32 protein-coding genes are annotated in these 25,983 nt (G+C 55.3%); 18 read left to right on the forward strand and 14 right to left on the reverse strand.

Features of this window, described 5'->3' with window-relative positions; translation table 11 throughout:
* Nucleotides 1-6: 6 nt before the first annotated feature.
* Together AC1RJ3_RS25010 and AC1RJ3_RS25015 are read right to left on the reverse strand one after the other, a co-directional pair.
* Entirely contained in the window at nt 7-252 is a 246-nt protein-coding gene (locus tag AC1RJ3_RS25010; RefSeq protein WP_054598042.1) for an acetyl-CoA carboxylase, read from the reverse strand.
* A gap of 91 nt (nt 253-343) precedes the next feature.
* Nucleotides 344-1,102, reverse strand: a complete 759-nt coding sequence (locus AC1RJ3_RS25015) for a 5-oxoprolinase subunit PxpA (RefSeq protein WP_054598043.1) — start codon at nt 1,100-1,102, stop codon at nt 344-346.
* 125 nt (nt 1,103-1,227) lie between these two features.
* Here AC1RJ3_RS25015 and AC1RJ3_RS25020 point away from each other — a divergent pair, with 125 nt between their 5' ends.
* Complete coding sequence (locus AC1RJ3_RS25020; protein ID WP_493081086.1) at nt 1,228-2,145, forward strand: LysR family transcriptional regulator; 918 nt, start codon at nt 1,228-1,230, stop codon at nt 2,143-2,145.
* A gap of 288 nt (nt 2,146-2,433) precedes the next feature.
* The gene (locus AC1RJ3_RS25025) at nt 2,434-3,537 is read left to right on the forward strand and encodes a hypothetical protein (protein WP_493081088.1); all 1,104 of its coding nucleotides are present in this window, start codon (nt 2,434-2,436) and stop codon (nt 3,535-3,537) included.
* Between the two features lie 67 nt (nt 3,538-3,604).
* Here the strand turns inward: AC1RJ3_RS25025 and AC1RJ3_RS25030 are convergent, their stop codons facing one another.
* Nucleotides 3,605-4,192, reverse strand: a complete 588-nt coding sequence (locus AC1RJ3_RS25030; protein ID WP_493081090.1) for a hypothetical protein — start codon at nt 4,190-4,192, stop codon at nt 3,605-3,607.
* A 180-nt stretch (nt 4,193-4,372) separates the two neighbouring features.
* Nucleotides 4,373-4,702: a hypothetical protein gene (locus tag AC1RJ3_RS25035; protein ID WP_330528342.1), complete on the reverse strand. Its 330-nt coding sequence runs from the start codon at nt 4,700-4,702 to the stop codon at nt 4,373-4,375.
* Between the two features lie 278 nt (nt 4,703-4,980).
* Here AC1RJ3_RS25035 and AC1RJ3_RS25040 point away from each other — a divergent pair, with 278 nt between their 5' ends.
* The 3 genes from AC1RJ3_RS25040 to AC1RJ3_RS25050 all read left to right on the forward strand — a co-directional run bounded on the left by AC1RJ3_RS25040 (nt 4,981) and on the right by AC1RJ3_RS25050 (nt 7,051).
* Nucleotides 4,981-5,337 (forward strand): hypothetical protein, encoded by a 357-nt coding sequence (locus tag AC1RJ3_RS25040; protein ID WP_149632250.1) that lies wholly within the window; start codon nt 4,981-4,983, stop codon nt 5,335-5,337.
* A gap of 95 nt (nt 5,338-5,432) precedes the next feature.
* Nucleotides 5,433-5,957: a hypothetical protein gene (locus tag AC1RJ3_RS25045; protein ID WP_493081093.1), complete on the forward strand. Its 525-nt coding sequence runs from the start codon at nt 5,433-5,435 to the stop codon at nt 5,955-5,957.
* Between the two features lie 140 nt (nt 5,958-6,097).
* Nucleotides 6,098-7,051 carry a hypothetical protein gene (locus AC1RJ3_RS25050; protein ID WP_493081095.1) on the forward strand — a complete coding sequence of 318 codons (954 nt, stop codon included), beginning with the start codon at nt 6,098-6,100 and terminating at the stop codon, nt 7,049-7,051.
* 23 nt (nt 7,052-7,074) lie between these two features.
* On the opposite strand, the gene AC1RJ3_RS25055 is transcribed toward AC1RJ3_RS25050, so the two are convergent.
* Nucleotides 7,075-7,974, reverse strand: a complete 900-nt coding sequence (locus AC1RJ3_RS25055) for a DMT family transporter (RefSeq protein ID WP_493081097.1) — start codon at nt 7,972-7,974, stop codon at nt 7,075-7,077.
* Between the two features lie 167 nt (nt 7,975-8,141).
* Complete coding sequence (locus tag AC1RJ3_RS25060; RefSeq protein ID WP_493081099.1) at nt 8,142-9,221, reverse strand: SDR family oxidoreductase; 1,080 nt, start codon at nt 9,219-9,221, stop codon at nt 8,142-8,144.
* A gap of 74 nt (nt 9,222-9,295) precedes the next feature.
* Between AC1RJ3_RS25060 and AC1RJ3_RS25065 the strand changes: the two genes are divergently transcribed.
* Nucleotides 9,296-9,685: a MerR family transcriptional regulator gene (locus AC1RJ3_RS25065; RefSeq protein WP_493081101.1), complete on the forward strand. Its 390-nt coding sequence runs from the start codon at nt 9,296-9,298 to the stop codon at nt 9,683-9,685.
* Nucleotides 9,686-9,829: 144 nt separating this feature from the next.
* On the opposite strand, the gene AC1RJ3_RS25070 is transcribed toward AC1RJ3_RS25065, so the two are convergent.
* Complete coding sequence (locus AC1RJ3_RS25070) at nt 9,830-10,771, reverse strand: LysR family transcriptional regulator (RefSeq protein ID WP_489110315.1); 942 nt, start codon at nt 10,769-10,771, stop codon at nt 9,830-9,832.
* A 98-nt stretch (nt 10,772-10,869) separates the two neighbouring features.
* Here AC1RJ3_RS25070 and AC1RJ3_RS25075 point away from each other — a divergent pair, with 98 nt between their 5' ends.
* Entirely contained in the window at nt 10,870-12,081 is a 1,212-nt protein-coding gene (locus AC1RJ3_RS25075) for an MFS transporter (protein WP_493081103.1), read from the forward strand.
* 193 nt (nt 12,082-12,274) lie between these two features.
* On the opposite strand, the gene AC1RJ3_RS25080 is transcribed toward AC1RJ3_RS25075, so the two are convergent.
* A complete protein-coding gene (locus AC1RJ3_RS25080) occupies nt 12,275-12,646 on the reverse strand; it encodes an immunity protein Imm33 domain-containing protein (RefSeq protein WP_420480471.1) in 372 nt (123 codons plus the stop codon).
* A gap of 205 nt (nt 12,647-12,851) precedes the next feature.
* Here AC1RJ3_RS25080 and AC1RJ3_RS25085 point away from each other — a divergent pair, with 205 nt between their 5' ends.
* The gene (locus AC1RJ3_RS25085; protein WP_054598050.1) at nt 12,852-13,178 is read left to right on the forward strand and encodes a barstar family protein; all 327 of its coding nucleotides are present in this window, start codon (nt 12,852-12,854) and stop codon (nt 13,176-13,178) included.
* A 25-nt stretch (nt 13,179-13,203) separates the two neighbouring features.
* Here AC1RJ3_RS25085 and AC1RJ3_RS25090 read toward each other — a convergent pair whose 3' ends face one another.
* The 4 genes from AC1RJ3_RS25090 to AC1RJ3_RS25105 form a co-directional block, all read right to left on the reverse strand.
* A complete protein-coding gene (locus tag AC1RJ3_RS25090) occupies nt 13,204-13,383 on the reverse strand; it encodes a hypothetical protein (RefSeq protein ID WP_493081106.1) in 180 nt (59 codons plus the stop codon).
* Nucleotides 13,384-13,555: 172 nt separating this feature from the next.
* Nucleotides 13,556-13,942 (reverse strand): hypothetical protein, encoded by a 387-nt coding sequence (locus tag AC1RJ3_RS25095; RefSeq protein ID WP_347927252.1) that lies wholly within the window; start codon nt 13,940-13,942, stop codon nt 13,556-13,558.
* A 40-nt stretch (nt 13,943-13,982) separates the two neighbouring features.
* The gene (locus tag AC1RJ3_RS25100) at nt 13,983-14,279 is read right to left on the reverse strand and encodes a DUF7660 family protein (protein ID WP_203226135.1); all 297 of its coding nucleotides are present in this window, start codon (nt 14,277-14,279) and stop codon (nt 13,983-13,985) included.
* Between the two features lie 506 nt (nt 14,280-14,785).
* Nucleotides 14,786-15,838 (reverse strand): alpha/beta hydrolase family protein, encoded by a 1,053-nt coding sequence (locus AC1RJ3_RS25105; protein ID WP_493081109.1) that lies wholly within the window; start codon nt 15,836-15,838, stop codon nt 14,786-14,788.
* A 327-nt stretch (nt 15,839-16,165) separates the two neighbouring features.
* Here AC1RJ3_RS25105 and AC1RJ3_RS25110 point away from each other — a divergent pair, with 327 nt between their 5' ends.
* On the forward strand, nt 16,166-16,579 hold the full coding sequence (locus AC1RJ3_RS25110; RefSeq protein WP_054598055.1) for a hypothetical protein: 414 nt from the start codon (nt 16,166-16,168) through the stop codon (nt 16,577-16,579).
* Nucleotides 16,580-16,820: 241 nt separating this feature from the next.
* On the opposite strand, the gene AC1RJ3_RS25115 is transcribed toward AC1RJ3_RS25110, so the two are convergent.
* On the reverse strand, nt 16,821-17,333 hold the full coding sequence (locus tag AC1RJ3_RS25115) for a hypothetical protein (RefSeq protein ID WP_493081111.1): 513 nt from the start codon (nt 17,331-17,333) through the stop codon (nt 16,821-16,823).
* Between the two features lie 452 nt (nt 17,334-17,785).
* Here AC1RJ3_RS25115 and AC1RJ3_RS25120 point away from each other — a divergent pair, with 452 nt between their 5' ends.
* The 6 genes from AC1RJ3_RS25120 (at nt 17,786) to AC1RJ3_RS25145 (ending at nt 20,965) form a co-directional block, all read left to right on the forward strand.
* Nucleotides 17,786-18,265: a hypothetical protein gene (locus AC1RJ3_RS25120; protein WP_054598057.1), complete on the forward strand. Its 480-nt coding sequence runs from the start codon at nt 17,786-17,788 to the stop codon at nt 18,263-18,265.
* 12 nt (nt 18,266-18,277) lie between these two features.
* Nucleotides 18,278-18,511, forward strand: coding sequence for a hypothetical protein (locus AC1RJ3_RS25125; protein WP_054598058.1), 234 nt, complete (start codon nt 18,278-18,280; stop codon nt 18,509-18,511).
* Nucleotides 18,512-18,607: 96 nt separating this feature from the next.
* A complete protein-coding gene (locus tag AC1RJ3_RS25130) occupies nt 18,608-19,075 on the forward strand; it encodes a hypothetical protein (protein ID WP_237142948.1) in 468 nt (155 codons plus the stop codon).
* A 71-nt stretch (nt 19,076-19,146) separates the two neighbouring features.
* Nucleotides 19,147-19,908 (forward strand): hypothetical protein, encoded by a 762-nt coding sequence (locus AC1RJ3_RS25135; protein WP_493081115.1) that lies wholly within the window; start codon nt 19,147-19,149, stop codon nt 19,906-19,908.
* On the forward strand, nt 19,871-20,452 hold the full coding sequence (locus AC1RJ3_RS25140) for a hypothetical protein (RefSeq protein ID WP_237142950.1): 582 nt from the start codon (nt 19,871-19,873) through the stop codon (nt 20,450-20,452). Before AC1RJ3_RS25135 ends, AC1RJ3_RS25140 begins: the two co-directional genes overlap by 38 nt.
* 99 nt (nt 20,453-20,551) lie before the next feature.
* Complete coding sequence (locus AC1RJ3_RS25145; protein WP_054598060.1) at nt 20,552-20,965, forward strand: hypothetical protein; 414 nt, start codon at nt 20,552-20,554, stop codon at nt 20,963-20,965.
* A 255-nt stretch (nt 20,966-21,220) separates the two neighbouring features.
* Here AC1RJ3_RS25145 and AC1RJ3_RS25150 read toward each other — a convergent pair whose 3' ends face one another.
* Entirely contained in the window at nt 21,221-21,493 is a 273-nt protein-coding gene (locus tag AC1RJ3_RS25150) for a hypothetical protein (RefSeq protein ID WP_493081117.1), read from the reverse strand.
* A 531-nt stretch (nt 21,494-22,024) separates the two neighbouring features.
* Between AC1RJ3_RS25150 and kdpF the strand changes: the two genes are divergently transcribed.
* From kdpF to kdpB, 3 genes are read left to right on the forward strand one after another with little or no spacing between them, the layout of a single operon-like run.
* A complete protein-coding gene (gene kdpF / locus AC1RJ3_RS25155; protein ID WP_019689681.1) occupies nt 22,025-22,117 on the forward strand; it encodes a K(+)-transporting ATPase subunit F in 93 nt (30 codons plus the stop codon).
* Nucleotides 22,114-23,886, forward strand: a complete 1,773-nt coding sequence (gene kdpA / locus AC1RJ3_RS25160; protein WP_493081119.1) for a potassium-transporting ATPase subunit KdpA — start codon at nt 22,114-22,116, stop codon at nt 23,884-23,886. The genes kdpF and kdpA overlap by 4 nt, the downstream gene beginning before the upstream one ends.
* A 10-nt stretch (nt 23,887-23,896) precedes the next feature.
* On the forward strand, nt 23,897-25,975 hold the full coding sequence (gene kdpB / locus AC1RJ3_RS25165; RefSeq protein WP_347927263.1) for a potassium-transporting ATPase subunit KdpB: 2,079 nt from the start codon (nt 23,897-23,899) through the stop codon (nt 25,973-25,975).
* The last annotated feature ends 8 nt before the right edge of the window (nt 25,976-25,983 follow it).

Genomic DNA, 25,983 nt, shown 5'->3' on the forward strand with positions numbered 1-25,983 from the left:
GCACCCTCACTCGTCGTCGAGTGTTGCGACGACTTGACCCGGCTCCACCGGATCACCGTCTTCTACCAAAAAGGCACTGAGGCGACCGGCCGTCCCGGCGGTCAGTTCGGAGAATTGCTTCATGACCTCGATCAGGCCAATTACCGTGTCGGCGCTGACCCCCGCGCCGACCTCTACGAAGTTCGCCGATTCCGGGGTGGCTTTGCGGTAGAAGGTCCCCGGCAACGGGGTGATTACAGTGTGTTCGGCCATGTCTGTTCCTCTTGGAATAGTTGTAGAAAGGCAGGCAAAAAGTGAATCGGTGGGCAAACCCTGGCGTCTCTGTGCCAGGTGCTTTCGTTTCTCAGCGCGGTGGTCGGACCTCTATGCCCGCGCCATCAAGTGCATAACGCGTGGCTTCGACCAACGCCAGGGCACCCGGCGTGTCGCTGTGCAAACAGATGGAATCGAATTCAATCGCCAGGTCTTCGCCCTCGACGGTGCGCACCACGCCTTGTTGGCAAGCACGCAGCACTCGCTCGGCGACGTGGACCGGGTCGTAAGCCCGCACGTTGCGGGTAAAGACGATGGAGCCGGTGAGGTCGTACTCTCGGTCGGCGTAGAACTCGCGGATCACCGGTTGGCCAAGTTCCGTGGCAACCCGCCAGATCACCGAATCGGGCATGCAATACAGAAGCAACTCCGGTTCCAGACGTTGGAGGTTCTCCACCAGCAAACGGGCGGCCTCTTCGTCTCGGGCCAGGTGCATGTAGAGCGCGCCGTGGGGTTTGATGTGTTGCAGGGCCACGCCTTGAACCCGGGCGAGTTCACGCAAGGCGCCCAACTGATAGAGCATGTCGTCGACCAGTTCCTGGGCCGGCGCATTAATGTGCCGACGGCCAAAACCAACCAAGTCGCGAAACCCCGGATGCGCGCCGATGGCCACGCCCAGGCACTTGGCCTGTTCGACGGTGCGACGCATGGTGCTGGGGTCGCCGGCATGAAAACCGGTGGCGATGTTGGCCGAACTGATAAAGCCCATCAGCTCATTGTCGACGCCATCGCCGATGGTCCAGGGACCAAAGCCTTCGCCCATGTCCGAGTTGAAATCTACTGCCTGCATGACACTTGCTCCCGACGCTTGTGACTTCATGCAGGCCAAGTTAGATTCCTGTTAACCCCTTGGGAAGATCTATTATCAGATGGGGTATCTTCTGTAAAACAGATACCTCGTCGCCCGGAGTGCTCATGTCCCTGACCCTGCGCCAAGTCCGTTATTTCGTCGCCACCGCCGAGATCGGGCAAATCTCTCAAGCCGCGATTCATTTGAATATTTCCCAGTCGGCGGTGACCATGGCGATCAAGGAACTGGAAAGCATCCTCGGCACGCTGTTGTTCCAGCGTTCGGCCCAGGGTATGAGCCTGACCGACGCCGGGCGGCACTTTTTGAATAGGGCCTACGTGATTTTGCGCAGCGTCGATGACGCGTTGAACAGCCCGTTGCCGGACATCCGCGCCAGTGGTGTATTGCGTTTAGCGGCGAGTTACACGGTGATCGGTTACTTCCTGCCGCATCACCTGCAACGGCTTGAACACTGGCATCCGGACGTGGCCATCGAAGTCCACGAACAAGAACGGACGGCCATCGAGCAGGGTCTGCTGGAAGGTCGATTCGACATGGCAGTGGTGCTCACCGCGAACCTCACCCACCCGGATATCGTCTCGGAGATTCTCTTCAACTCCGAGCGCCGATTATGGCTGCCCAGCCGCCATCCCCTGTGCGAGCGTTCGGCAGTCAGCCTCGCCGACGTTGCGAAGGAACCTTACATTCTGCTGACCGTCGACGAAGCCGAACAAAGTGCCATGCGCTACTGGGAACACGCGCGACAGCAGCCAAACGTGCGGGTTCGCACCAGTTCAGTCGAAGCGGTGCGCAGCATGGTCGCCAATGGCAGCGGCGTGGCAATCCTCTCGGACTTGGTGCACCGCCCCTGGTCACTGGAAGGAAAACGCATCGAAACCCTGACAGTCACCGACAAGGTGACGCCGATGAGTGTCGGACTGGCGTGGCATCGCGAGCGCGAATTCAGCCCGGCGATGCAGGCGTTTCGTAACTATTTCCACGATGCATTTTTGGCGCCGCAACAGCTGTCTGCGCGACGCTGAAAACAGTGAAAACCATGCCCTCCTCTTGTGGATTTACGATGAGCGCTTTAGGCCATTTCCGGTCTGTTGTGACGGGAAGATTTTGGCCGTTTTCTGCCGTCACGAATGACCGTTTTGGGTCGGATGCAGCCCTTCACGACAGGCAGTTATCGGCCAGAAGCGGCCGTTCATGGATGAACGCTTCCGACCCAAAACTGACGGTGGCGGTAAGTAGTTCAGACAGTCACCGCTCCCCCACCTATAGATGATAATGTTGCATCACACGTAGGATACATAGGACTTGCCCTGATGGCTAAACCTCCAATCACTGTAATCGCTCCCAAGCTAGAACTGAGGCCTCAGGGAATTGAGCCGTGTATTGGGAGGCTGAGAGAAAGGATAGAACAACCCGCAATGAAAACTATAGATGAGGCTGAAGCCAAAAGAATTGTAAGATGTGGCCTCGAAAGCTGGATCGGCACACTGGATGATTTTAAAAAAATGGTCAGTGAGATGTACTGCGCTGCACACGGCGTTAACACTATTGAAAAAAGAGAGCAATTTATTGGGAAGTTCCTTGGCAGACACAAGCCAAGGATATATGCTAAAAAAATAAAGATTGGATTAAGCCATGACTTTGCTATTGGGCATTATACTAAAAACGAGGATGACATAAGCTTTTCAAAGTCTAAAAAAAAGAAAATCACCGAGACCAATCGACTGATGTCTCAGCACTTGTACAGGCTGAGCAACAAAAGCACTTATATTTTTGTCGTCAAAGATGGATCTAAGCCAGTAACCACTGAATTGATATTACAAATATTTACGACCAGAGGAAATAATAAGAAAGATCTTTTCTCATCTCATTCCGTTGGCGTGATCAAAAAACATTGTTTGGAGCGCCTCGTTCAGCGGCTTGGTCTGGAAAGTATTAACGGTGCCATTGAGGAGATACTGCCTGCTGTGACTTGGCTTGAGGGGTCTGGGAGTGAGCTTGCTGGCAGGGCTGGCGGTTATGGTGACAAAGGAATGAAGAGGCACGTCCCCACGCCTAATGGGGCTCTTCTCCTTCACACCGGTAGCTCCGAGATGGGATTGGACAAGCCTGTTCAAGAATGCTCTTTGATAACCTGGATACACAGACGCCAGTTTAAACGCAATCAAGAAGTAACGGTGAGAGACTTTAAATACGCGACCACCGTTAACTACCAGCTCTCAAGCCAAAAGTTATCGGAAACGCTGTCAGAGCTTGAGGAAGCGATCTCATCTTTTCAAGCTAGTGACCCACGAGGTGAAACTCTTGTAACTCTGCATGGAGAACGGTACTCTGCGGATGATTTTTTGTTATCCCTAAAGCAGGGAAAATTTTTGGACTTTCTCATCAGCTTTGAAAAGGATACTCCCATCTGTTAAAGGGTATAGTTGCCAAGTTGTCTGAAAAGGCAGATCAGACATCCGCTGAATGCTGAACGGACAAGGGTTAACGTTTGAGTTCGTCGGCTGCCTGCGGCAGCCTGCTGGAACGAAGAGTTGGCCCATCATTGCCTACTGGATAGGGAGTACCGTCTGGAAATTTACACCGAACGACCTCAGAGAACGCCTTCTTGTGCCATACCAAGCGGCGGGCTAGCAAAGGATTGCCATTCATCCGTTCTGGACTTGCCGTTCCCTGCTTGAATAGTCTCAGATGCATCCGGTAGGCGAACATCTCATCGATTTTTGGATGTGAGCAGAGCTTGTAGTGTTCATAGAAGACGAAGTAGGCCGGGTTTTCTGGGGAGATTTTCTGAATTTGCAGTGCGAACTCGCTGTCGGTGTAGCTTTTGTCCTTCCCGCGCTTCATCAAGTATGTGTCGGAGTATTTTTCGGTGCCATGCCACCCGCGCTTGAACCGGACGTGAATTCCATCCTGTCTTGTGCACTCACCAATTTTGATGAACGGTCGCGTATCGTTCTTGAAACGATAGAAGTACAGCCCTACTGCTGAAGAGACTCCCGCAGTCTTAAGACCAGCCAACACTACGTTATTGGTCTTTGACAGAACATCAACAGGTTCGGTGAGCAGCACACATACAACGCGTTCGTTACCCGAGCCACGCTTAGAGTCTGCTTCATAGTTTCGCCAAGCGAGATATGAGAAGTTGCTAGTCATTATGGCTAACGTCTGAAGTAAGCGGCGCGCTTAGGTGCGACCGCTTGACTGAATATTTAAGTCTTTTCACCTGACCTACACTTTTGGGTGGTGCGACTATTTGCCGTTTTTTCGGTTTTTATCTGAATTAAGTAGCTGGGTGATACGGCCAGGTGAAACGCCGAGCGTTTCGGCAACACGCGCTTGTGCGCCTCGCGGGTTGTGCTCGCTCTCGATCTTTACCAGCTCGGAGGTGTACCTTGATTTGCCGCTTCCTGTCATTCCATGGTACGCGGCACGGGCTTGTTGCTGGAGCCTCTGCTCCAGGCTCGCTTGCTGATCGCGAAGCTCTTGAATCGAAGCTGTGGTCATCTGGAAGCCTTGGATGACGGTCGCCATCACCTGCTCTAGTGGATCAGGTTGGGCTAGTGGAGTCTTCTTAGTCATGCTGATACCTGTTGCGCGTGGATCGAGCCAAAAGAATGCCTAAACCTCGTAAAAGTGTAAACATAAATGTTTAGCTTCTCTAAACATCTACATGCACACCCTGAATCGCAAAAATTTTGTAGACGCCACGATCGGCTGGTTTGGGTCGATAGTTGCCACTCGCGACTGCTCTCGCCCTGACACGAGGACCAGCAAGCCAATCGCTAATCGACAACATCCGCATACTCCTTCTCGAAGGTATGATGAGTCACACGCACGGGATGGAGGACAGGAAACGCATGAGCTACGACATCATCATCTTAAAGCCGATGGGGCCTGGCACTGATGATTTGGCAAACGTCGATGACGTGCTGGAAATCGGGGATGAAGCATCGGTCCTCAGGTCTCTGGCGCATGTGTTGCCGGGGTGTATTCAAGAGGTATTCGCCAAGGATGAATCGTTCACGGTTGAAGGAAGCCTTTCAGGAAAACCGGTGACGTCCATCCATTTATCACTCCGGTTCGGAACGTGTTGGTCCGACTCATCCTTCAATGTCTTTCTGGCGCTTCTGTCAGAACTTTGCGACTCCCTTCAGACGCACGCATTTTCGGTATCTGACAACAAACTGATCGCTGCGCCAGCGATTAGGCGTTGATTCACACGAATGCCCGCTTTGGCTGTTTTTAGCCGGGGCAGACGCTGTTCTGCTCGTGAAGAATCCGATACCCGCCTGACTCACCGAGACCTGATATGGCTAGCCGATACACCTTTACCTCTGACAGGGCGATTCAGGATCTTCACACCGCACGCCTACTGGTGGGTAGACGACTGATCGGGCTTACACATGACCAGTACTACTTCAACGAAGAGAAGTGTCTGGGAGATGTAGGCTCCATTGAGTGGCATAGTGACGGCCACCCCACAATTGCCATGTACCTGTTGAGTGACGGTGAAAGCGCAGGGGCTGATCTGTTGCCCATAACGACACCCCCGCCTTTCGATCTCAAGCCCGGCGCGACCTGCTGTTGGAAGAGGGAAAATCTTCTGGCAGCCCTGTCAATATCCCACTTTGAAGGCGACACGGTTTGCGAAGTAGAAGGCGTTCTGGACTCCCTCTACGATCAGGCTTCTCGGCAGGTCGGGTTCAGAATCACTTTCGAGTCCGGCAATTACCTGGTTTTTCTGAACCAGGGTGACGATGCTGTGATGCTGGTCAACGCGCTTCCACCTGCATGTCCTGAAATTGAAACTCGCTTTGTTACCTGCATTGAATGACCGCTTTCGGCCCAAAGCGGTCACTCGAAGGCATGCATTTCATTCTTACGCCTTATTCTGCGTCGGACATCACTGGATCTGAGTTGCAGGAATGACTCAAGTATCCGAAGAGCGATTACTTCAAGAGCATGATTTGATCCATGAGAGATGACCCCTACACACTGTCCATGCGCTTTCAGACACCCGCCCCTGGCATTGCCCCACGCGAACAGGCACCGATGCTCGCCCAGGAGCAAGCCTGGGCGCGGGAGCACGCGTCCAGGCACCGCTTCAGCTGGATCGAAGTGTTAGTGCCGCCGTTGTGCTTTGGCCCTGTTCTGCCGGGTATCGCGTTTTTACTGGGCCTGTTGCTCTATCGCTCGTTATTCGCCCCCGGCCTGGACATTGACCGGATCGTCGGAGCCTCCTTTGGCTGGCTTGCCCTCGCGACGCTGGTCTTCATGGCTGCCTGGGGGTTACGCAACTTCTTGCGCGATGCCCACGACCCGACCAAACGCTACTGGCAGTCCATGCCGGACCAAGGGTTGGCCGAGCTTGAGCACCATAGCCTGGTCTCTGGCACCAGCCTGTGGTCCTCCGATTATGATCCGGACTGCAACACCCTCATGCAATGGACAAACGGCAAGCTTGAATGCGTGCAAGACAGCGGTGTGTCGCAATGGGTCCTGGCCAAGACTACTGCGGGCCACTGGCTGGTGCTCAAGGAAGAATATCCGGGCAGCTTCAACTATGGACGGGTTGGGAAAATGCCCACGCCGGACAAGCAAATGCAACCCTGCCAGGAACTGGCGATCGCCTTTGCCCCCGGCACCAACCTCCCTCTCGGCCGGCGTTTTGGCGGCGCGCCGATGCCATTGGTCGACACGCCGTATTGGGTGTCTGCCGATGAACTCAAGCGCCTTGTCGAGGTCGCCCATCACTGGACCTTTTTCCCCCCGGACCGCTACGCCGTGGTCAATAACCAGGATGCCGAGTGGGTGCAACGGCTGGTGGACAGGGCGCAAGCCAGCGTCGGCCCCCGGCCGGACGAGACAGCCAGCAATCGGCCAGAAGCAGTCAGTCGCTCAAAACACTCAAAAACCACTGATTGCTAAAGTAATCAGGATCCGAAAATAGCTCACTCGGTCGAAGGGACGGATGCTTTGCTGCCCAAGCGGATTAGTTCATTGGAGAAACACAGGCCGAGGATGATCAGTGCCGCTCCCGCGTACAGGCTTTCGCGCGGTACTTCATTGAGCGCCACAAAAGCCAGCAGCGCGGCGAACAGTGGCTCGGTCAGCTCCAGCGCTTGCACTTGGGATGGCTTGAGATACTCGATGGCCTTGGTGGTGCAGAAGAAGCCCAGGATTGTCGGCAGTGTGGCCAGCGCCAGCAGCGCGGCGATCGCCAGCGGCGACAGCTCGCCCATCGCGAAACCATCGGCCGCAGCCGGCATCAGCAGGTACAGGCTGCCAAAGAACAACAATTGTCGGGTGAAGTGCAGCCCCCCCGACACCCCCATACGCTTCATGGCAACCGAAAAGGCCCCATAGCCGGAGCCGGCCATGCAGGCGAGCGCAGCACCTTGCAGGGTAAAGCCCTGCTGCAGGTCGCCGCCGAAGATCACCGAGATCCCGGCGATAGCCAGTGCGGCGCCAACGGTAGCGTTCGCGGTGATGGCATCCTTGAGGAAAATGCGCCCCAGAATGATCGAGGAAATTGAGGCACTGGCCATCAGCACCACCACCACACCTGCCGCAGCGTAGTGTCGATAGGCGGACGTTTCGAAATGGAACAGCACAAAGATGCCAAGGAATGCGCAAATAGCCGCCTGAGTCCATTTAGTCGACGCCGCCGGGCGCTTGAGGAAAAACAGCAAGATCGAGAGAAGCACGCAACCCAGTACGGTCTTGATGACAGCGACACTGCTAGCGGTGAAACCATGACTCATGAGTACTTTGCTGAGTACACCGATCGTTGCGTTCAGTGCCGCAGCAGAGAGTGCAAATATGACGCCTTTGCTGAAAGTAGATTGCATTGATGACGATCCCTGTCGCTGAATTGTCGTTCGATAGAATGCCGCCCTATATCGACGGCGCAAAGTTGGAGGATACGAAGATCCCACCCACTCCAGTATTTATTGTGGCATAAGCTGGATTGCCCAGCAGGACGCCATTCGCCTTCATCTTGCCGCCAAGCGAGCAGTCAGAGGGCCTGGCCCTTGGCTATGCAATATGAGTTGACGAACGTTGCAGTGTGCTGCAAAGACTGACGTATATCCGGTTTGGCTATTCCATGCCTGTTGGCAAATTGCTCGACCGCCGCTGTATCAAAACGAGTGGTCTGGATAAAGTCCAAGGCTTCGGGTTTTGTATTCAAAAACCACGCGACGGGAGGAATACTCAGTAGCAACTTCAGCAATCGGAGTGAAATGTAATGCTTGGGAGACTTTAAGCCCAAAGGTTGTGCCACCTGTACCAGGAGTTCTCGCAAGTTGGGAGTTTGGTCATCAAGCGCCAGCAGTTCCTGGCCCACCATGGCAGGATCAAAAGCACAAGCCGCCACTATCTCAACCAGGTAATCCACGGTGACCAATGGCAGCCAGTGCTCGGCGGTACCGGGCACTGCAGTCAGCTTTCCCTGCACAAGGTTGCGTATCAGCTCCACCAGCGGCTGACCATCAAGGATATGCCCCGTGCGGCTGTGGCCACAGACCGTCGCAGGGTGGACAACGGTAATCTCCCCGCCCTTGGCGGACATGACCTCCAGGGTCGCAAAATGCGCCTCCAGCTTGCTCCCCTCGTAACCACCGACATGTCGGTAGACGGCAGGCCAATTCGTCGACTCCGGATAACGAGGATCAATTCCGATGCGTTGCAGATGTTCATGATTTTTCAGCATGTAGCCGCCGATCATCACTAAACGGCTTTTTTGCTCAGCCGCCAACAGCGCCATACGCTTTGCCCCTTCCACATTCACCGCACGAGAATGCTCCACTGAAAGCCCCCATGCGAAGTGGGCGCCCAGGTGGAATATGACTCTGGCGTGCCTTAGCACTTCTCGGTCAGCAAGACTCAGCCCGAGGTTGTCCCGTTCCAGATCGCCAGCTACGGCAAATACCCGAGCTGCGCACCCTCCCAAATTATCGACTTGCTCGCGCAGTGCAGCTAGTCGCTCTGGGCGACGCATCAACACCCGTATGGTGTGACCTTTTGCACTCAGGTACGCCACCAAATGTTGACCGACGAAGCCGGTACCCCCCGTGACAAAGCACTCCACGCTCATTTCCCTGTTCCTTGTTCAAGGTGAGAAATCAAGCGTAAACTATCGACCCAACTCTATAGTCAAGCGGTGTTTTCATGAGAATCGGCGAACTCGAGGCCCGCAGCGGCGCCAGCCGCCATACGCTGCGTTACTACGAGCAAATCGGCCTGATCTCATCGCTGCGGCAAACTAACAACTATCGCGTTTATACAGCGCAAACTCTGCAGGATCTGGACTTTATCCAGCGCGCGCAAAGCATGGGGTTTTCCCTGGGGGAAATAGGCGAGATTCTGGATGCGCAGCGCAACAAGCTGATCGATTGTGCTGACGGCGCTAAGTTAATTGAAAAGAAAATGGCAGAAATCAAACAGAAAATCGCCAACTTCCAAAGCATTTATCGGTATCTGGATCAAGAGCGTGCAAACCTCGAAGCCAGTGCTGCCAGGCAACTTGAGCTTCAGCAACTAAACAATGCTTCCAACTGAACGGTCAGCATCCGGGAAACGGAAGCCGCAGCCTGCTTCCAGTTTCAAGTCCATCGCTTACGCATTTTCTCAAACCTTGTGGCCAGGCCCTAGACAGTAAGCGTCCGCCCAAAAGACCTTGCGTGGTTAAACAGGCGCCATCTATTAGGCATTAGGTGCTTTAAGGTCGAACAACAGCTCATCGGTTGCGCGATCAAAATGGTCGGTCAGGAAATCCAGCAATACACGCACGCGGGGAATCCGGTAACGATTGCCGTGTAATACCGCGTAGACGCCGGCCTCTCGGACACAAAAGTCAGGTAACAGGACTTTCAGTCGTCCAGCACGGACATCGGCTGCCGCATCCCAAATGGTCTTGCGTGCGATGCCATGTCCAGCCAACGCCCATGCGCGCGCGAGGGCGCCGTCGTTGGTTTCCCATGCCTGGCTCATGGGAACGGTGTGGTTCCATTCCTGACCATCCACCACAAAGTGAAAGGTGTTCAATGGACCTGCAGACGTCACCAGCACGATGAACTTGTGGCCAGGCAAGTCAGCAGGGGTTTGGGGTTCACCGTATCGCGCCAGATAATCAGGCGAAGCACACAGTACTCGCCAGTTGGGAGCCAACTGCCTGGCGATCATCGAGCTGTCATGCGGCTGTCCAAACCGGATTGCCAGATCGACATCGTCCTGCATCAGATTTGACACCGAGTCCGACAACGTCAGCGCGACGCACAGTTCCGGGTGCAATGTACTGAATGTCTCAAGCCAGTCATTTAAAAGATTGCGGCCAAAATCGGCAGATGCGGATATCCGTACCTTGCCACGCACCTCTGTTTGACTGGCTTGAAGCCCCGCTTCCGCCTCATCGATAGCCCGCAATGCGACCCAGCATTGCTGCAAATAAAACCGACCTTCTTCCGTGAGGCGCAACTGACGCGTTGTGCGATCAAACAACTTGGTGCGCAGCGCCGCCTCAAGCTTGATAAGTCGCGCGCTGGCCGCGGCCGGCGACAGCGCCAGTTTGCGCCCTGCAGCAGACAAGCTGCCGAGTGCCGCCGCTTCGACAAACAAACGCATGTCGCCCAATCGGTCAGTAGCCATATTCAATTCAAATTTGATGGTTCATCAAATGGTAGAGCAATTATCAAATCCGTAGCAATTCATCACACTCACCTCTCCCATTCCTCTGAGCACAGGTCATGACTTCGCAATTTGAAAATGGCTCTTTCACGACATCGGGCAATACCGAATACCTCATCACTACCGGGCGTCTCCCATTGGCGGCCCTGTTGGCGCTGACAATGGGGAGCTTTATCGCCACCGCCAACGAAACGGTGCCAGCAGGACTTTTGCCGCAAATCGCCGAGGCATTTGGTGTGTCGCAAGCGTGGGCTGGTCAGATGGTGACCCTATGTGCACTGGGCTCAGGGTTAGCGGCTATTCCATTGACTCTCGCGTTGCAGGGCTGGCGTCGGCGCTTGGTGCTATTACTGGCTGTCGGGGTGTTTTGCGCCTGTAATGCGGTGACCGCCCTGTCGCCCTGGTTTTCATTGACGCTGGCTGCCCGCTTCATGGTGGGTATCGCAACCGGTCTGGCCTGGAGCCTGCTGGCCGGCTACGCCAGACGATTAGTCGCCCCACAGCAGCACGGTCGCGCGATGGCGCTGGCCATGCTCGGCATCCCTTTGGCACTTGCCCTAGGCGTACCGCTAAGTGCCTGGCTCGGTAAGCTGCTGGGATGGCGTTGTGTGTTCGGGACTCTCTCAGGACTCAGCCTTTTGCTGATGGCCTGGATATATCTGAAAGTGCCTGATTATCCCGGACAACGCTCCGATCGCCGCTTGCCGCTACGCAGGGTCCTGCAAACCCCAGGCGTGCGGCCCGTGCTGGCGGTGGTCATGCTCTGGATCCTGGCCCACTACACCCTCTATACCTATATTGCTGCGTTCCTGGCTTCTGTTGGATTGGCCGATCAGATAGATCGGGGCCTCCTTTCATTCGGTATTGCGGCCTTGTTCGGTCTATGGATGATCGGCACGCTGATTGATGGCAGGCTTCGGAGTCTGGTACTACTCAGCCTGACAGCATTCATCCTGGTTTCGTTTGCCCTGGGCCTGGGTGACCTGCCCGTCAGTGCGATCTATATCGGCATCGTCCTGTGGGGGATGAGCTTCGGTGGTGCGCCAACCTTATTGCAAACCTCCTTGGCTGATGTTGCCAGTGACGGCGCTGATATTGCGCAATCAATGTTGGTGACCGTCTTCAATCTGGCATTTGCAGGCAGTGGAGTGATCGGCGGCATTCTCCTGGAAACATGGGGGGCAGGTGCTATTCCCTGGGTAGCGCTGGCATTGTTGCTACCCGCGCTGTTGATTGTTTCGATAGCCAAGGGACATGCTTTCGGGCGTTAACTACTGCCGAGGCGTTCCGATTGAAAAGTGGAGACCCATTTTCGTCCTGGGCTATTTGTCCAACATCCACGGGATCTGACAGGCAGCATTGGGTCGTTTGCGGCCAATCGCAACAGGCAGCCATCGGCCATTCAGGGTCGTAACCTAAGTACTAAACCTAGCGTTCTCATTGCCCTCCAGACATCGGGCGATGTCAGGTACATATCAGCTCTGAATCAAGCCAAACGTCTTCAAAATTATTGCCGTCAATGTAAAAACGATAGCCTGGCGGCAAATCGAGGTATCCGACAACTTCCGGTAGATAGTCCGTGATGTGTCCTACATGCAGGGGTGAAAAAAAATCATCAGCCTCGGACCACTCCATACCGCACCACAGGTACCAACCGTTTGTACCGTTTTCCGGCTTAACCCTTAGCCCGTTTATGGGCTGAAGCCCCAGAGTCCCCAGCGCTATCCCGACTTTTGATCCGGATTGTGGTCGATCTGGAGTAACTCCCTGCCATTCACAAACGCTTTGCTCCTTCCTTACTCGCATGGCGATACTCTCCGCAGATTTGGGTGCCATACAGTTCGCACTCTCATGGTTGGGGTGTAGGGCCTGGGCCGATTGCTGCCTGTCACGACTGGCCAGAATCGGACAGAAGCGGCCCCTGCAACGTCGTTTGTAGCGGATTGAGCCCTGGATTGCGCAAATATGCAGTCAGCAATTGACTTCACCTTGCAAGACCGCCATACCTGTTTTTTCCAACGTGGCGAAGGTTAATCTGACAATGGTGCAAGTGGATACAAATCTGATTACTGACTGGCAAACATTCCACAGTGTTTTCGCAGAAAAGTTCGGATTTCCTAGCTTCTACGGCCGCAATATGGACGCCTGGGTTGATTGTCTTTCATACCTCGATGATCCCAGCGCAGAAATGTCGTCTATCCACGTTCAAAGCGGACAAACGCTTTCATTGGTCATCGACAATGCCCAGAGCTTCAAGCACCGCTGTCCTGAACAATTTGAAGCGCTTGTGGAATGTGCAGCTTTTGTGAACTGGCGAATCGTCGTTGCTGGCGGCACCCCGCTCCTGGCACTTGCTTTCAATGTTTAAGTGCTGGTGTGAAAAGGGGACAGATTTATTTTTCACACGCTGCCTTGACCACGCGTTGCGCGGCGGCAAGCCTGGCGCGAGGTGGCTCGTCATCGTGGTGTTCGACGTAAATCAAACGGCTGCCGAACTGGAACTCGCACTGCCAGACACCCGAGGGAGTACGCCAGTGGCCAAGCATGGATTCGGTTAGTAGATTGATGTCCATATCGGTACTACACAGATGTGAAGGTGCTCAGGTTACCCTTACAAGCACCATCCTGGAAATGCCGTAGGCGCTTGGGCTATTTGTCCAACATCCACGGGATCTGACCGGCAGCATTGGTTCGATGGTAGCCCTTCGCGACAGACAGCAATCGGCCAAAAGTAGACCTTCAAAGCTAGCCCTCAAGGTCGCGCATTATTTCTAGGACCATCGGCTTCGTGTACTTCTCACTTGGGTCGGTACCCGGTGTGTCGTTACTGCGAATCCATTCGCCTTGATCGAACGCGTGATAGAGCGAGAAGGCTGGCTCTGGGAGATCGCCAACCATGCCCAAGTCAACTATGGCGCTTATGATCCCGTTCATGACACCGTCGCAAAACTCATAGGTCAGAGATCCCAATAGAAAGCCCTCGGCAACCTCAATGGATAGCTCGTTCAGCACTTCTTCTGGGGCAACTCCAAACTTCTGGCAAGTCGCATCAAGACTACTCAGCGTTAAATTACTTTCTTGAGCTTCAACTGATAGTGCCTGAAGTTCATTTTTCGGTAACACCCTAGTCATGAGGACCTCTTTCAGCTAAGGGCGAAGACGGTGCTGGTTTTCACTCATAAAACTTGCCGGCCAGCAGAATTGCCGCACAGCGCTGCCATACGTTCAATACAGCAACGTCTATCAGGGAACGTCTAGTACTGGCGGTTGCCCATGAAGCCGCGGCATCAAGAAACGAGTCAACCGACCCGTTCTCCCACCCCAAGGCACCTGGCCCATAGGGAGATGATGGAGAAGTCTCTTCCTGCAAACGCTCGCTGGCAAAATCAGAGCCAAGAGCCTCGATAAATCTGATGAAGGACTCCTCATCACTCACGCGTTCCAACAACTCATGAAGATCTATAGGCATAGGCATCCTGGCAGCGGCGTAATGACAAAATAGTGCTGAACGACATGCTGCTATGCAGCAACATAGGCGGTCAACCTCGGGTGAAAAGGAGACAGACTTACTTATCTGCCATCAGCCTCGACGCAATGAAAAATAAATCTGTCCCCATTTTCCCCGATGGCCGTTAAGCCGTGCCGACTGGTTCAAACTCATAATCGCAGCCGCACGTGTACCGCTGCGTAAGGAGCCCGCGAATAGCCAGTTTGAACGCCCGAAAGCCCATGGCCGGATTTGATTTACACATCAGTGAATTGCTCCGGATTTGCTAGACACATGATGTTTGCTTTGGGTCGAAAGCAGCTTTTCGTGACTTGCAGCTATTGGCCGATAGCAGTCGCTTAAAAGCGACCGCTTACGGCCGAGGCTGTGTAAAAACTTTTTTGATCGTAATAGGTCGCTGGATTCGACACAAAAATTGCGCTCCTACGCAAATTTCAGGTCTGCTGAGTTGCCGAGTGCCAGCATTCCTAGAGCTCCACTTTGTTGTTCGCGGACTGCGTCAAAAACTCGGTGATCAGTGACGTAACCTGCTGTTGGATTACCTCGCGTGGGCGAGCATTGTCGCCATCCCCGCAAATGATGCCATCGCCAGGAATGTCCTCTTCGAGCAATGCCACTGCACCTGGTTTGCAAATCGACAAGAAGCTGAAATGGCTGGCGTCACTGATCTCGACATAGCGGCTGGACGCTTGGGGCAGGCGTGTGGCCAGATTGGCGGACTCCAACTGAGCAGGCAGTTCCACCGATGGTGCGCCGGCAGCGATAACTAGCACCGGCACCGGCAGTGCCGCAAGGCTCTCATCGGTCATCCCGCGCGCGAGTCCCAGGTCCAAAGAAACCACAGCGGTGACGCGTTGATCGCGCAAATCGCCGGCCAGACCAGCCTTTAATGCCGGAGTACTCTCAGGGTTGATCTTTTGATAATTGGTGCAACTGGATAACTGCGGATGGAGTTTGCAGTCACGGGCAAACAGGGCCGGGTCGAAACGAGCGCCGGCGATCTCCATTGCAGTCCAGCCGCCGAGTGAATGGCCCACTACAGCAATTTGACGCTTTGCGACCACGCCAAATTTTTCAGGTTGAGTGGTGACCGCCTCAATGGCCCGATGCAGGTCAATGGGCCGCTGCCATAACTGCGCCGCCGCTTGCGGGCTGCGATCATGGGTCGTGGTGCCGGGGTGGTTGACCGCTGCGACAATGTAACCCTTATGGGCCAATGCACTCGCCAACCAGTTCTGATTGTTCCAATTGCCTCTGAATCCATGGGAGAGCACCACCAATGGGTGCTCGCCAGCAGAGGGTGGCGCGTTGCGAACCGCAGAAGCACCGACAAACACCACATCGTCGCCGATCAACTGTGGGGTGACGGTCGTTGTACTGGGATACCAGACGACCATCTCCAGCGGACGCTCATTGTGTGGGTCCGGCAGGGTGGAGGATTGGAAGCCGACAGAGTTGACGTCAGCGAGAGCGTTGGTCGTCAGACAGGTTAAAAGCAGGACGCCGAGAGCTGTTTTCAATGGGGTTGTCTTCCTTGATTTAGAGAGGGATTCAGAACCTGAAACCCAACGATAGCGTGCATCACATCTCGCAAATTATAGAAATCCAGCGCCGTGAGCAGGTGAATCTGCAGCGACATTAAAGCCGATACTCCGACTGACATTCATAGTTTTCGTTATCTGCATTGACCGGTTGAATCCACAGCCGATTTCTGTCTTTCACGACCCGGCTGAAACCGAACCATGGCGGACAATATTCCGATTACTGGCCGAGAACTGGGTCGCGTATAGCTGCAATCGAATATCGTGACTATTCTTTTCGGTCATAGAGCCAAAAGGAGTCGGTCAATGCCTCCCCTCACAAAACGTAGAGTTTTACTCACAGCAATGGCGTTGCTTGTAATGGTTCCGCCGACAATGGCTGCTGCGTTTTTCGGTGTTATGGGGCTGATGGTTTCAATCCCGAGTTTGTTACAAGGCGATTTCTCGGCTCCGCTGACACTCCCAATGGTAGTGTTCGGTTGGCTTGGGGTTTATTCGGGGTGGCGCATCTACTTTGGACTATTGAGGTCGCGTCCCAGATTCGGAAGCAAGGTCAGGCTGATGGTTGGCTTGTTGTGCGGAATGCTTGCAGCTGCGGTCATGATTTTCGGTGTTCATCCTCTTAGTGTCAGCATCGCGTTATTTGCGCCCAGCATCATCGTTGCAGCTATTTTGGCCGTGCTGATGTGGAGCATCCCTGCCGAAAATCACCGATCATAAACGCCAACCTTACGCGCCATACACTGAGGATTGAGCCGCCCTTAATTTCGCAGACCGAATCTCCGCTACTGGCGATTCGTGACAGGTAGCTTCTGGCCGATTCCTATCTGTCACGACTGACCGAAATCGACTGTGGATTCAATCATCTAACGAAAAGGGGACAGAATTATTTTTCATCGCGTCGAGGCTGATGACAGATAAATAAGTCTGCCCCATTTTCACTTTTTAGATCCGCCACCGCTCAAGCAAGCGCCATCACCCTGTTTACCCGCCTCACCAACTGCCAGTGGACGATCCACAGCGGCAACGCCAAAGCTCCTCCCAGCGAACCAAGTTCGTTGGGCAGCAATGAAACAATCTGCGCGGTACACCACCCCAGCCCTGAGAACAGGCCAAAGCTTTTGAACGAGCCCAGCGCTTTGTTATGCCTGGCTTCACGCCGTAGCGATCGGGCCACGTGAGCGACAATGAAAAAGTCTTCAATGAAGTTGTAAGGCAGCAGAAACATCAGCCATACACTTCGAGGCGACGCCACCCTGGATGGAGGTTTGACCAATGTCAGCGAACGCTGAAGGTCGCGGCAATAAAAGAATACGGCGATCAGGAACACCAGCGTCAATATCCACGCCCCGATGCTGCCCAATGCCTCCAGTTCGCTGAAGATTCCCCCGGCCACCGAAGGATGCACCAAGGGCCACGCCAACGCCCAGGCCACGGGGAGGGTCAGCAGAACCTTGAAGACGACGAGCAACATCGGCGAACCCCGCAATCAATGACAGTCGCCATTATGCCGCAGCGGATTTTGCCTTGAATGCGGTCACAGGTCGCAGGCGAGTCCCTACAACGGGGGACGGATTGATTTTTCCGGAAATAAATCTGTCCCCTATTTTTATATGATCCTCGCTACACATTGCGCCGATCTCAAAGGTGGAAGCTGTAGGAGAGAGGTTTTTTGGTGATGCGGGCGGCTTGTTCTGCTCTGGAGCTGGGGCTTGCTCGCGATAGCGGTCCAACTCCCAACCGGTCAATCACTGCCAAAACTGATAAGGACGCAGCTATGCTCGACTCCCTGGAAAAAATGCTCGCCAAGGGTGCCTGCTTAACTGACCGGCATTCACCGCTCCCCGCTCCAGCCAGATGAAATGATTTGAATCCAATACGCTCGTTGTAGAGAATCGCCACCTTTACCTCAAAAGGAATTGAGCGATGAAGTTCGAAGGGACTTTCCAATACATGGGCAATCACGGGATTGTCTTCAACATCTCGCAGATCACCCTCACCGACAGCGAACGTGGGCGCCTGCGCGAGCTGCATTTTGGCGAGGCAAAAAACGCCCACTATGAGGTCAACAGCAAGGTCGTCGAGGTGTACGACAAGATGCTGGCCAAAAACCTGCCGTGTGTGATGATGATCGGCATCTCCAAGCCGTTGACCCGGCAACAGGGCGATGCCCTCAACGCCCAGCGCACCACGATCGCCAACCTTGCAGCCACGGCCTTCACTGCCGCCGCCAAGGCCGTGGCCCCCTCTTACGTGGCGATATCTGTAGGGGCCGGTGTGCGCACGTATGCCAATGAAATCCTACCCACCTACCATGCTGGCGACGTACTGGTCAGCATCGAGGCGCAGGTCAACGGCGGTATCGGCCCGCAACGCACCCTCTCGACATTGATCATCAAGACCTGACTGGAGACGTACATGTCCGTAATTACTCAATTGGTCATTGCCTTGGTGTTGTCCTTTCTGCTCGATCAATTCCTCAAACCGTATCTGCTACGCAAGTGGCTAGGAGTGTTGTTGGTGGCGGCGGGTGCGGTTGGCTGCGTTGTGGCAGGTCAGATCCGCTTGTTGGGGTTTGATCTGGGGTTGCTGTCGGTTTTTGCCGTGGCGATGGGGATGGGATTGTTCATGAAGCGGCGGCGGTTTGAGTAGGTTGGCTGAGCGAGAAAGGCGGGCGGATTTAATATCAGAAAATAAAGCCGTCCCCTTAAGTAGGCTCTACGGATTTCTGGGGAATCGAGGGATGTAATGAGCAACCTGATTTCAATCGCAAGCCATAAATCGAAGTACAGCATCGGCTTCTATCCGACTTTTGCCGTTGACGGAGTACCTCTGGAGGTTTGGCTGCCTAGGCATAACCCGGATGCTGAGCTTCATCTCGTAGCGGCCCATTCAGGCTTGTACAGCGATGAAGATACTTGGTTGATATGGGATCGGATCTATTCCACTGCACCGGGATGGAAGACCCTGGTTCCCTTGCTTGTCTGCTCTGATGACCTAGACCTGACCTGCACCGTTATTGTCGCTGAGCAGTGCGCTGATGAGCATCAACTCCAGTGGAGCCGATTTGGCTTGCTAAAGGATTTGATTACGCTGGAACTTCCATCTGTTGACTGGTACGACGCGATACCCTACCTGACCTTTGAAAGGTCCCATTATCAGAGCGTGCTGGACGAGTTCCGAAAACAAGAAAATATCAAAATGGACTGGGAATAGCTGCGTAAGCTATCTACCTGTGATTAATCTCGCCGTTCGTTACACCTGCCTCGGGCTGAAAGAAAAGACGTGTGAACGACTGCTATCGGCCGATTCTGTTGAAAAAGTCGACCATGGCTTCCGCAGCAGAAAAGTATGTGCCCGTGATTGAAATCTTTACTTTCGGCAGAAGCTTCCGGACTCAGATTTCACGTAGCAGTGTGCAAAAAAGGCGTTTTAACCAGTCAATGACCAGGCCGTTTGGGCGAACCGACTTTTTCAACAGAATCGGCCAGGAGCAGACGGTCCCCGAAAAAGATCTTCGTTGCATTTTGCTACTATCGGACGCTCTTACCTTTGGCACGACGCAAACATTAGGTTCTTCCATGTTCGATAGAAGCGACTTTGATCAACTCTCCAGTGAGCAACTGACTTTTTGGACAGCGCACAATCATTGCCCCGGTATCTACTACACCGCTTATCCACAAAGCGCCTTTCGCACCCGCTCATCGGAGGAGCGCATCAGGGTAACCCGAGTCCGCAAGCGGCAAGGCGAGAACGGATTAAATTTCTGGCTTTTCGCGGAATGGATCGATTGGCGGCCTGGAGGAGAAAATTATTTCGCGGGATACGTTTCCGACGCTAAGTTTGAGGAGGTCTCGGAAGCTGTTTTCAACCAGATGGTTGCGGAGCAGGCGATCGATTTGATCGCTCCGCTCAAACAACCGCTGCATGAGTCCACAGGTTTCGTAGGAGCACTATTGATGTACTCAATGAAAACGGAGTTCATCGTTTCGCTGTTCGCGGAGTATGAAGATGAGTACATCCACTTCTATTGGGACACGACAGCATGAGCGGCAGAAATGGGTCGAAAGCTGGCATTTCGAATGTCGCTTGATTTGGCGGGATTTCACTGTAAAAAGGCTGCGGACTTTCAACGAACCACCCGCTTCAAAAAGGTCACAGGGAATGAGATCGATAGAAAATAATCCTCCACAGTTCACTCGTATTCCGCTGGCAGCCATCGGCGTCGGGCTGGGCCTTGCCGTTGCCGTCTACACAACCGGAAAAGGCCCCTTCTTCCTAGATAACTTTGCATACTCCTGGTTACCGCAAGCGGCAGTGCTTTGCATAGCGCTGCTGTGCAAAGCGTCACGAGAATCGCTGGGGGGAATGGCTACTGCCATGGGGCTGTACTTGTTCCTTTTCGACCTCTGGGTCACAGACTCCATGGGGTGGCTTTTCTACTTATTCAGCTTTCCAGGCATCCTCATCGGGGCATTGCTTGGCGTTGTTTTCAGCCCCTCGCGGAAGGTATTCAAGGCGCTGGTAGCGTTTGCGTGGGTGGTTCTCGGTATAGTGGGAAATTTGGCGGTTCTCGCTATTACGGTCACATAGACTCCTCGCGGTGATGGGCAATATGATATGTACTAACAGGCGGCTTGCAGCCATGGGCAACTGATAGCAAACCGAATCCTGGAAGTGAGTCAGTATTTTATGAACGAAGGTTGGCAAAACGACGATTACCTCATCGTCCTCACGCAGGATGAAAGCTTCGCTGCGATGAAAGCCTACCGATTTGACCATTACCTGCCGGGTTACACGCTACTGGGCCTAAGAAGTTGGGACGACTTTATCGTCATCAACTCTTGCGGAGTAATGTTTACGGTGCCAACACTGCCGCTCGATGCGTCCTGTGTTGCGCCGTTTGCGCTGCCCCAGCAGATTTCGCTAGAGCCTGACGAGCAGTTCACAGGGAAGATCAAGTGGCATGTGAAGCCGTTAGTCTGTGGGGGCGATCCAACAGACAAAACGAATGTGGCGTGGATCACTCATGAACAACATGCTGAACTTGTCGTCTGGTGGAACGAACAGTACAAGCGCGCCGGAGCGCAGCATTTGAGCGACTAATCTTTAAGCCAAAATAGCTTGATTTTGAACGTCAGCTAAGGGTCGCTTATTGCCGTTGGTAATGGGCGCGCCTTTTTGTACAAGGACGTAGTAAACCGCAGACTTTCGGTGCATGCAGAATAGCCAAGATCGCAGCCCACGGCAGGCTCCCACTCCGGACAGTCGAGTCCGTACGTAAATTCAGAGCTACCGCAGGCCGCAATCTTTCAAACGCTTAACGAGCAGGCATCACACCTTCAAAGCACCCGCCTTCACTCACTTCCCCGCCTCCTCCCGCAAGCGTCTACCGATCACATCCATCAAATCGCACCCATCGCGCAACGGAATGGCCAGCAGTTTGGCGAAGTCGGCCAGCACCACCGTATCGCTCTCGATATCGGCACGAAACGCAATATTTTCCAGCACCTGAGTGACGGTTCGGATGCGGTAGTCAGCAGTGGCTTGCAGTACGTCGAGTGGGGCTTGGGTGTCGATGAGCAGGGAGGCCGGGATCAGGTCGATTCCGGTGAGGGGCATGTATCTATCCATAGTTAAAGCCTCGTTTAGATTGTTGAGGCTGCCAACAAATCGTCGCCAAACGAATAGGTGGCAGCTGTACGCAGGTTGGCGAACCGGAAACGAGTAACCGGCAGACCCGAAGGTCTCCCGCGCACAGCCGCCATAGAAAGCGGCATAGCAGATGCGGAGGTGCCTGCAAATAAGCAGTCAGCTCTCGCACTCATTAGTCAGGTCGCCAAACCCAGTCGCCATATGGGCGACGGAGCGGACTATAAGCTGCATCCAATCAAGGGGCAAGGTGACGGATTCTTGGGTTTACGTAGGACCTGTATTGATACGCTCCCGGACCTTTAAACACCTCGTTGTACCTGACCAGCATCTTTATCAAATCTTTATTCCCCGCCCCTCCTTTCTATCAACAACTTGTTAAGCGTCCATTTAGGCTTTCCTCATTCCCGGAGGAAACGCCATGGACTTCTTCTATCTGCTACTCGGTGCACTGTTTCTCATCATTCTGCTCGGTCTGACCTACGGCTGCGCGGCGCTCAACAGGAGGCGGTCATGACCGGTTTCTACCTTTTCGGCGGCCTCATTGCGGCCGGCTTGCTGGTTTACCTCGTCGCCGCGCTGCTGTTTCCGGAGGACTTCCTGTGACTATTCAAGCCTGGGTTTTACTCGGCGCCTTTCTCCTGGCGCTGGGGCTTCTGGCCTGGCCACTGGGGCGTTGGCTGACCACGGTGATGGAGGGCCGATTTGCCTTCGGCTCGCGCATCGAGTCGCCGCTGTATCGTCTGGCCGGCGTCAACCCTGAAACGCAGATGGGTTGGCTCCAGTACGCGCTGGCATTGATTCTGTTCAACGCGTTGGGGGTGCTGGCGGTTTATGCCTTGCAACGCTTGCAAGGCGTGCTGCCGTTCAACCCGCAGGGGTTTGCGGCCGTTACTCCCGACTCCTCGTTCAACACCGCTTTCAGCTTCGTGACCAACACCAACTGGCAAGCCTACAGCGGCGAGTCGACGATGAGTTACCTGACGCAGATGCTCGCGCTGACGGTGCAGAACTTCCTGTCCGCCGCCACCGGCATTGTGGTGGCGGTGGCGCTGATCCGCGGGTTCTCCCGTCACAGCGTGGACAGCATCGGCAACGCCTGGACTGACCTCACCCGCGTCACCTTGTGGGTGCTGCTGCCACTGTCGCTGATACTCGCGTTGTTCTTTGTCAGTCAGGGTGTGATTCAAAACCTTGACCCGTACAAAGACGTCTCGACACTGGAGGTCATGCAGTACCAGAACCCGGTGCTCAATGAGGCCGGCCAGCCGACCCTCGATGCCCAGGGCAACCCGGTGACCAAGGCCGCCAGCACCGACAAGCAGACGATTGCCATGGGGCCGGTGGCCTCGCAAGAAGCGATCAAGATGCTCGGCACCAATGGCGGCGGTTTCTTCAACGCCAACTCGGCGCACCCTTACGAGAACCCGACCGCCATCACCAATTTCTTCCAGTTGCTCGCGATCTTCCTGATCCCGACCGCGCTGTGTTTCGTGTTCGGTCATGTGGTCGGTGACATACGCCAGGGCTGGGCGCTGCTGGCGACGATGACGATCATCTTCGTGATCGCGGTGGTGGCCGTCACCCATTACGAACAGCTGGGCAATCCACAGTTTTCAGCGCTGGGCATTGATACGACGGCGGGCAACATGGAGGGCAAGGAAGTACGCTTCGGTATCAGCGCCTCCAGCCTGTTTGCGGCGGTGACCACGGCGGCTTCATGCGGTGCGGTCAACGCGATGCACGACTCGTTCACACCGTTGGGCGGTGCGGTGCCGCTGGTGCTGATGCAACTCGGTGAAGTGGTGTTCGGCGGCACCGGTTCCGGTCTGTACGGCATGCTGATATTCGCCATTCTCGCGGTGTTTATCGCTGGCCTGATGATCGGCCGTACACCTGAATACCTGGGCAAGAAGATCGAAGCCTTCGAGATGAAAATGGTCGCCATCGCGATTCTGGTGACGCCGCTGCTGGTGCTGTTCGGGACCGCCATTGCGGTGATGGCCGAGGCCGGCAAGCTGGGGATCGCCAACCCTGGCGCCCATGGTTTCTCGGAGATCCTCTACGCCTTCACCTCGGCAGCCAACAACAATGGCAGCGCCTTCGCCGGTCTGTCGGCCAACACCCCGTTCTACAACATCATGCTGGCCATCGCCTTTTGGCTAGGCCGCTTTGGCGTGATCGTACCGGTGCTCGCCGTCGCTGGCAGCCTCGCCGCGAAGAAACGCCTGGCGGTCACCGGCGGCACGATGCCGACCCACGGGATGCTGTTCGTTGTACTGCTGATTGGCACGGTGTTGCTGGTCGGCTTGCTGAACTACGTACCGGCGCTCGCGCTGGGCCCCGTCGTCGAACACCTCATCATGATCAAGTGAGACCACGAACATGACACGTAAAGCGTTCTCCTTGTTCGACCCGAAACTGATAAGGCCTGCGATGGTCGAGTCGGTGCGCAAACTCAGTCCACGAATCCAGTGGCGCAACCCGGTGATGTTTGTCGTCTACATCGGCGCAATTATCACCACCGCCCTCTGGGCGCAGGCGCTCAGCGGCAAGGGCGAAGCCAGCAGCGGGTTCATCCTCGCGATTGCCTTGTGGCTGTGGTTTACCCTGCTGTTCGCCAACTTTGCCGAAGCGCTGGCTGAAGGCCGCAGCAAGGCCCAGGCGGCGTCCCTGCGCGACCTGAAAAAGCAAACCTGGGCCAAGAAACTGCGCGAACCGCACTACGGCGCCGAGTGGCAGTTGGCTCAGTCGAGTGACCTGTGCAAAGGCGACGTGGTGGTGGTTGAAGCCGGTGACCTCGCGAACTCGGTGATACCCGCCGACGGCGAGGTGATCGAAGGCGCGGCCTCGGTGGATGAGTCGGCGATTACCGGCGAATCGGCTCCGGTGATTCGTGAGTCTGGCGGCGACTTCTCATCGGTGACCGGCGGTACGCGGGTGCTGTCGGACTGGATCGTCGTCCGCGTGACCGCCAACCCCGGCGAGACCTTCGTCGACCGCATGATTGCCATGGTCGAAAATGCCAAGCGGCAAAAGACCCCGAATGAAATCGCCCTGTCGATCCTGCTGGTCGCACTGACCATCGTGTTCCTCGGCGTGACGGTGACACTACTGCCCTACTCCCTGTTTGGGGTCGCAGCCGCCAAATCCGGCTCGCCGGTTTCGATCACCGTGCTCATCTCTTTGTTGGTGTGCCTGATCCCGACGACCATCGCCGGGCTGCTGTCGGCGGTCGGTGTGGCAGGCATGAGCCGCATGATGGAAGCCAACGTGATCGCCACTTCCGGGCGGGCCGTGGAGGCTGCCGGTGATGTTGACGTGTTGCTGCTCGACAAGACCGGGACCATCACCCTGGGCAACCGCCACGCCTCGGCGTTCTTGCCGGCACCGGGGATCAAGGAAGCGGAGCTGGCGGATATCGCACAGCTGGCGTCACTGGCCGACGAAACGCCTGAAGGGCGCAGCATCGTGGTCCTGGCCAAACAACGGTTCAACCTGCGCGAACGCGACATCACCGCGCTGCATGCGCACTTCGTACACTTTTCGGCGCAGACCCGAATGAGCGGCGTCAACATGGATGAGCGGCAACTGCGCAAGGGCGCCGGTGAGGCGATCCTCAAGCATGTCCAAAGCCTGGGCGGACACTTTCCGGAAGCGGTGCAAACCATCGTCGACCAAGTGGCTCAGCGCGGCAGTACGCCGCTGGTGGTCGCCGATGGGGCCAGGGTGCTGGGCGTCATCGAACTCAAGGACATCGTCAAGGGCGGCATCAAGGAGCGCTTCTCCGAGCTGCGGCGCATGGGGATCAAGACCGTGATGGTGACCGGGGACAACCGGATCACCGCTGCCGCCATCGCCGCCGAGGCCGGTGTCGATGACTTCCTGGCGGAAGCCACACCCGAACAAAAGCTCGAACTGATCCGCAGCTATCAGGCCGAAGGTCGGCTGGTGGCCATGACCGGCGACGGCACCAACGATGCCCCGGCGCTGGCGCAGGCGGATGTCGCGGTGGCGATGAACTCCGGAACTCAGGCGGCCAAGGAAGCCGGCAACATGGTCGACCTCGACAGCAACCCGACCAAGTTGATCGAGGTGGTGGAAACCGGCAAACAGATGCTGATGACCCGGGGTTCGCTGACCACCTTCTCGATTGCCAACGACATCGCCAAGTATTTCGCGATCGTGCCGGCGGCCTTTGTCAGCACTTACCCGCAGCTCGCCGCACTGAACATCATGGGCCTGACGAGCCCGAATTCGGCGGTGCTGTCGGCGGTGATTTTCAACGCGCTGATTATCATTTTCCTGATCCCCCTGGCGCTTCGAGGCGTGAAGTACCGCCCGGTCGGTGCCGCGCTTTTGTTGCGCCGCAACCTGTTGATCTATGGGTTGGGTGGGGTGATCGTTCCATTCATTGGCATCAAAGTGATCGACATGGCGCTGTCCGCTGTCGGTCTGACTTGAGGGAGTAT

This window comes from Pseudomonas sp. GW822-FHT04C11, from assembly GCF_058800905.1.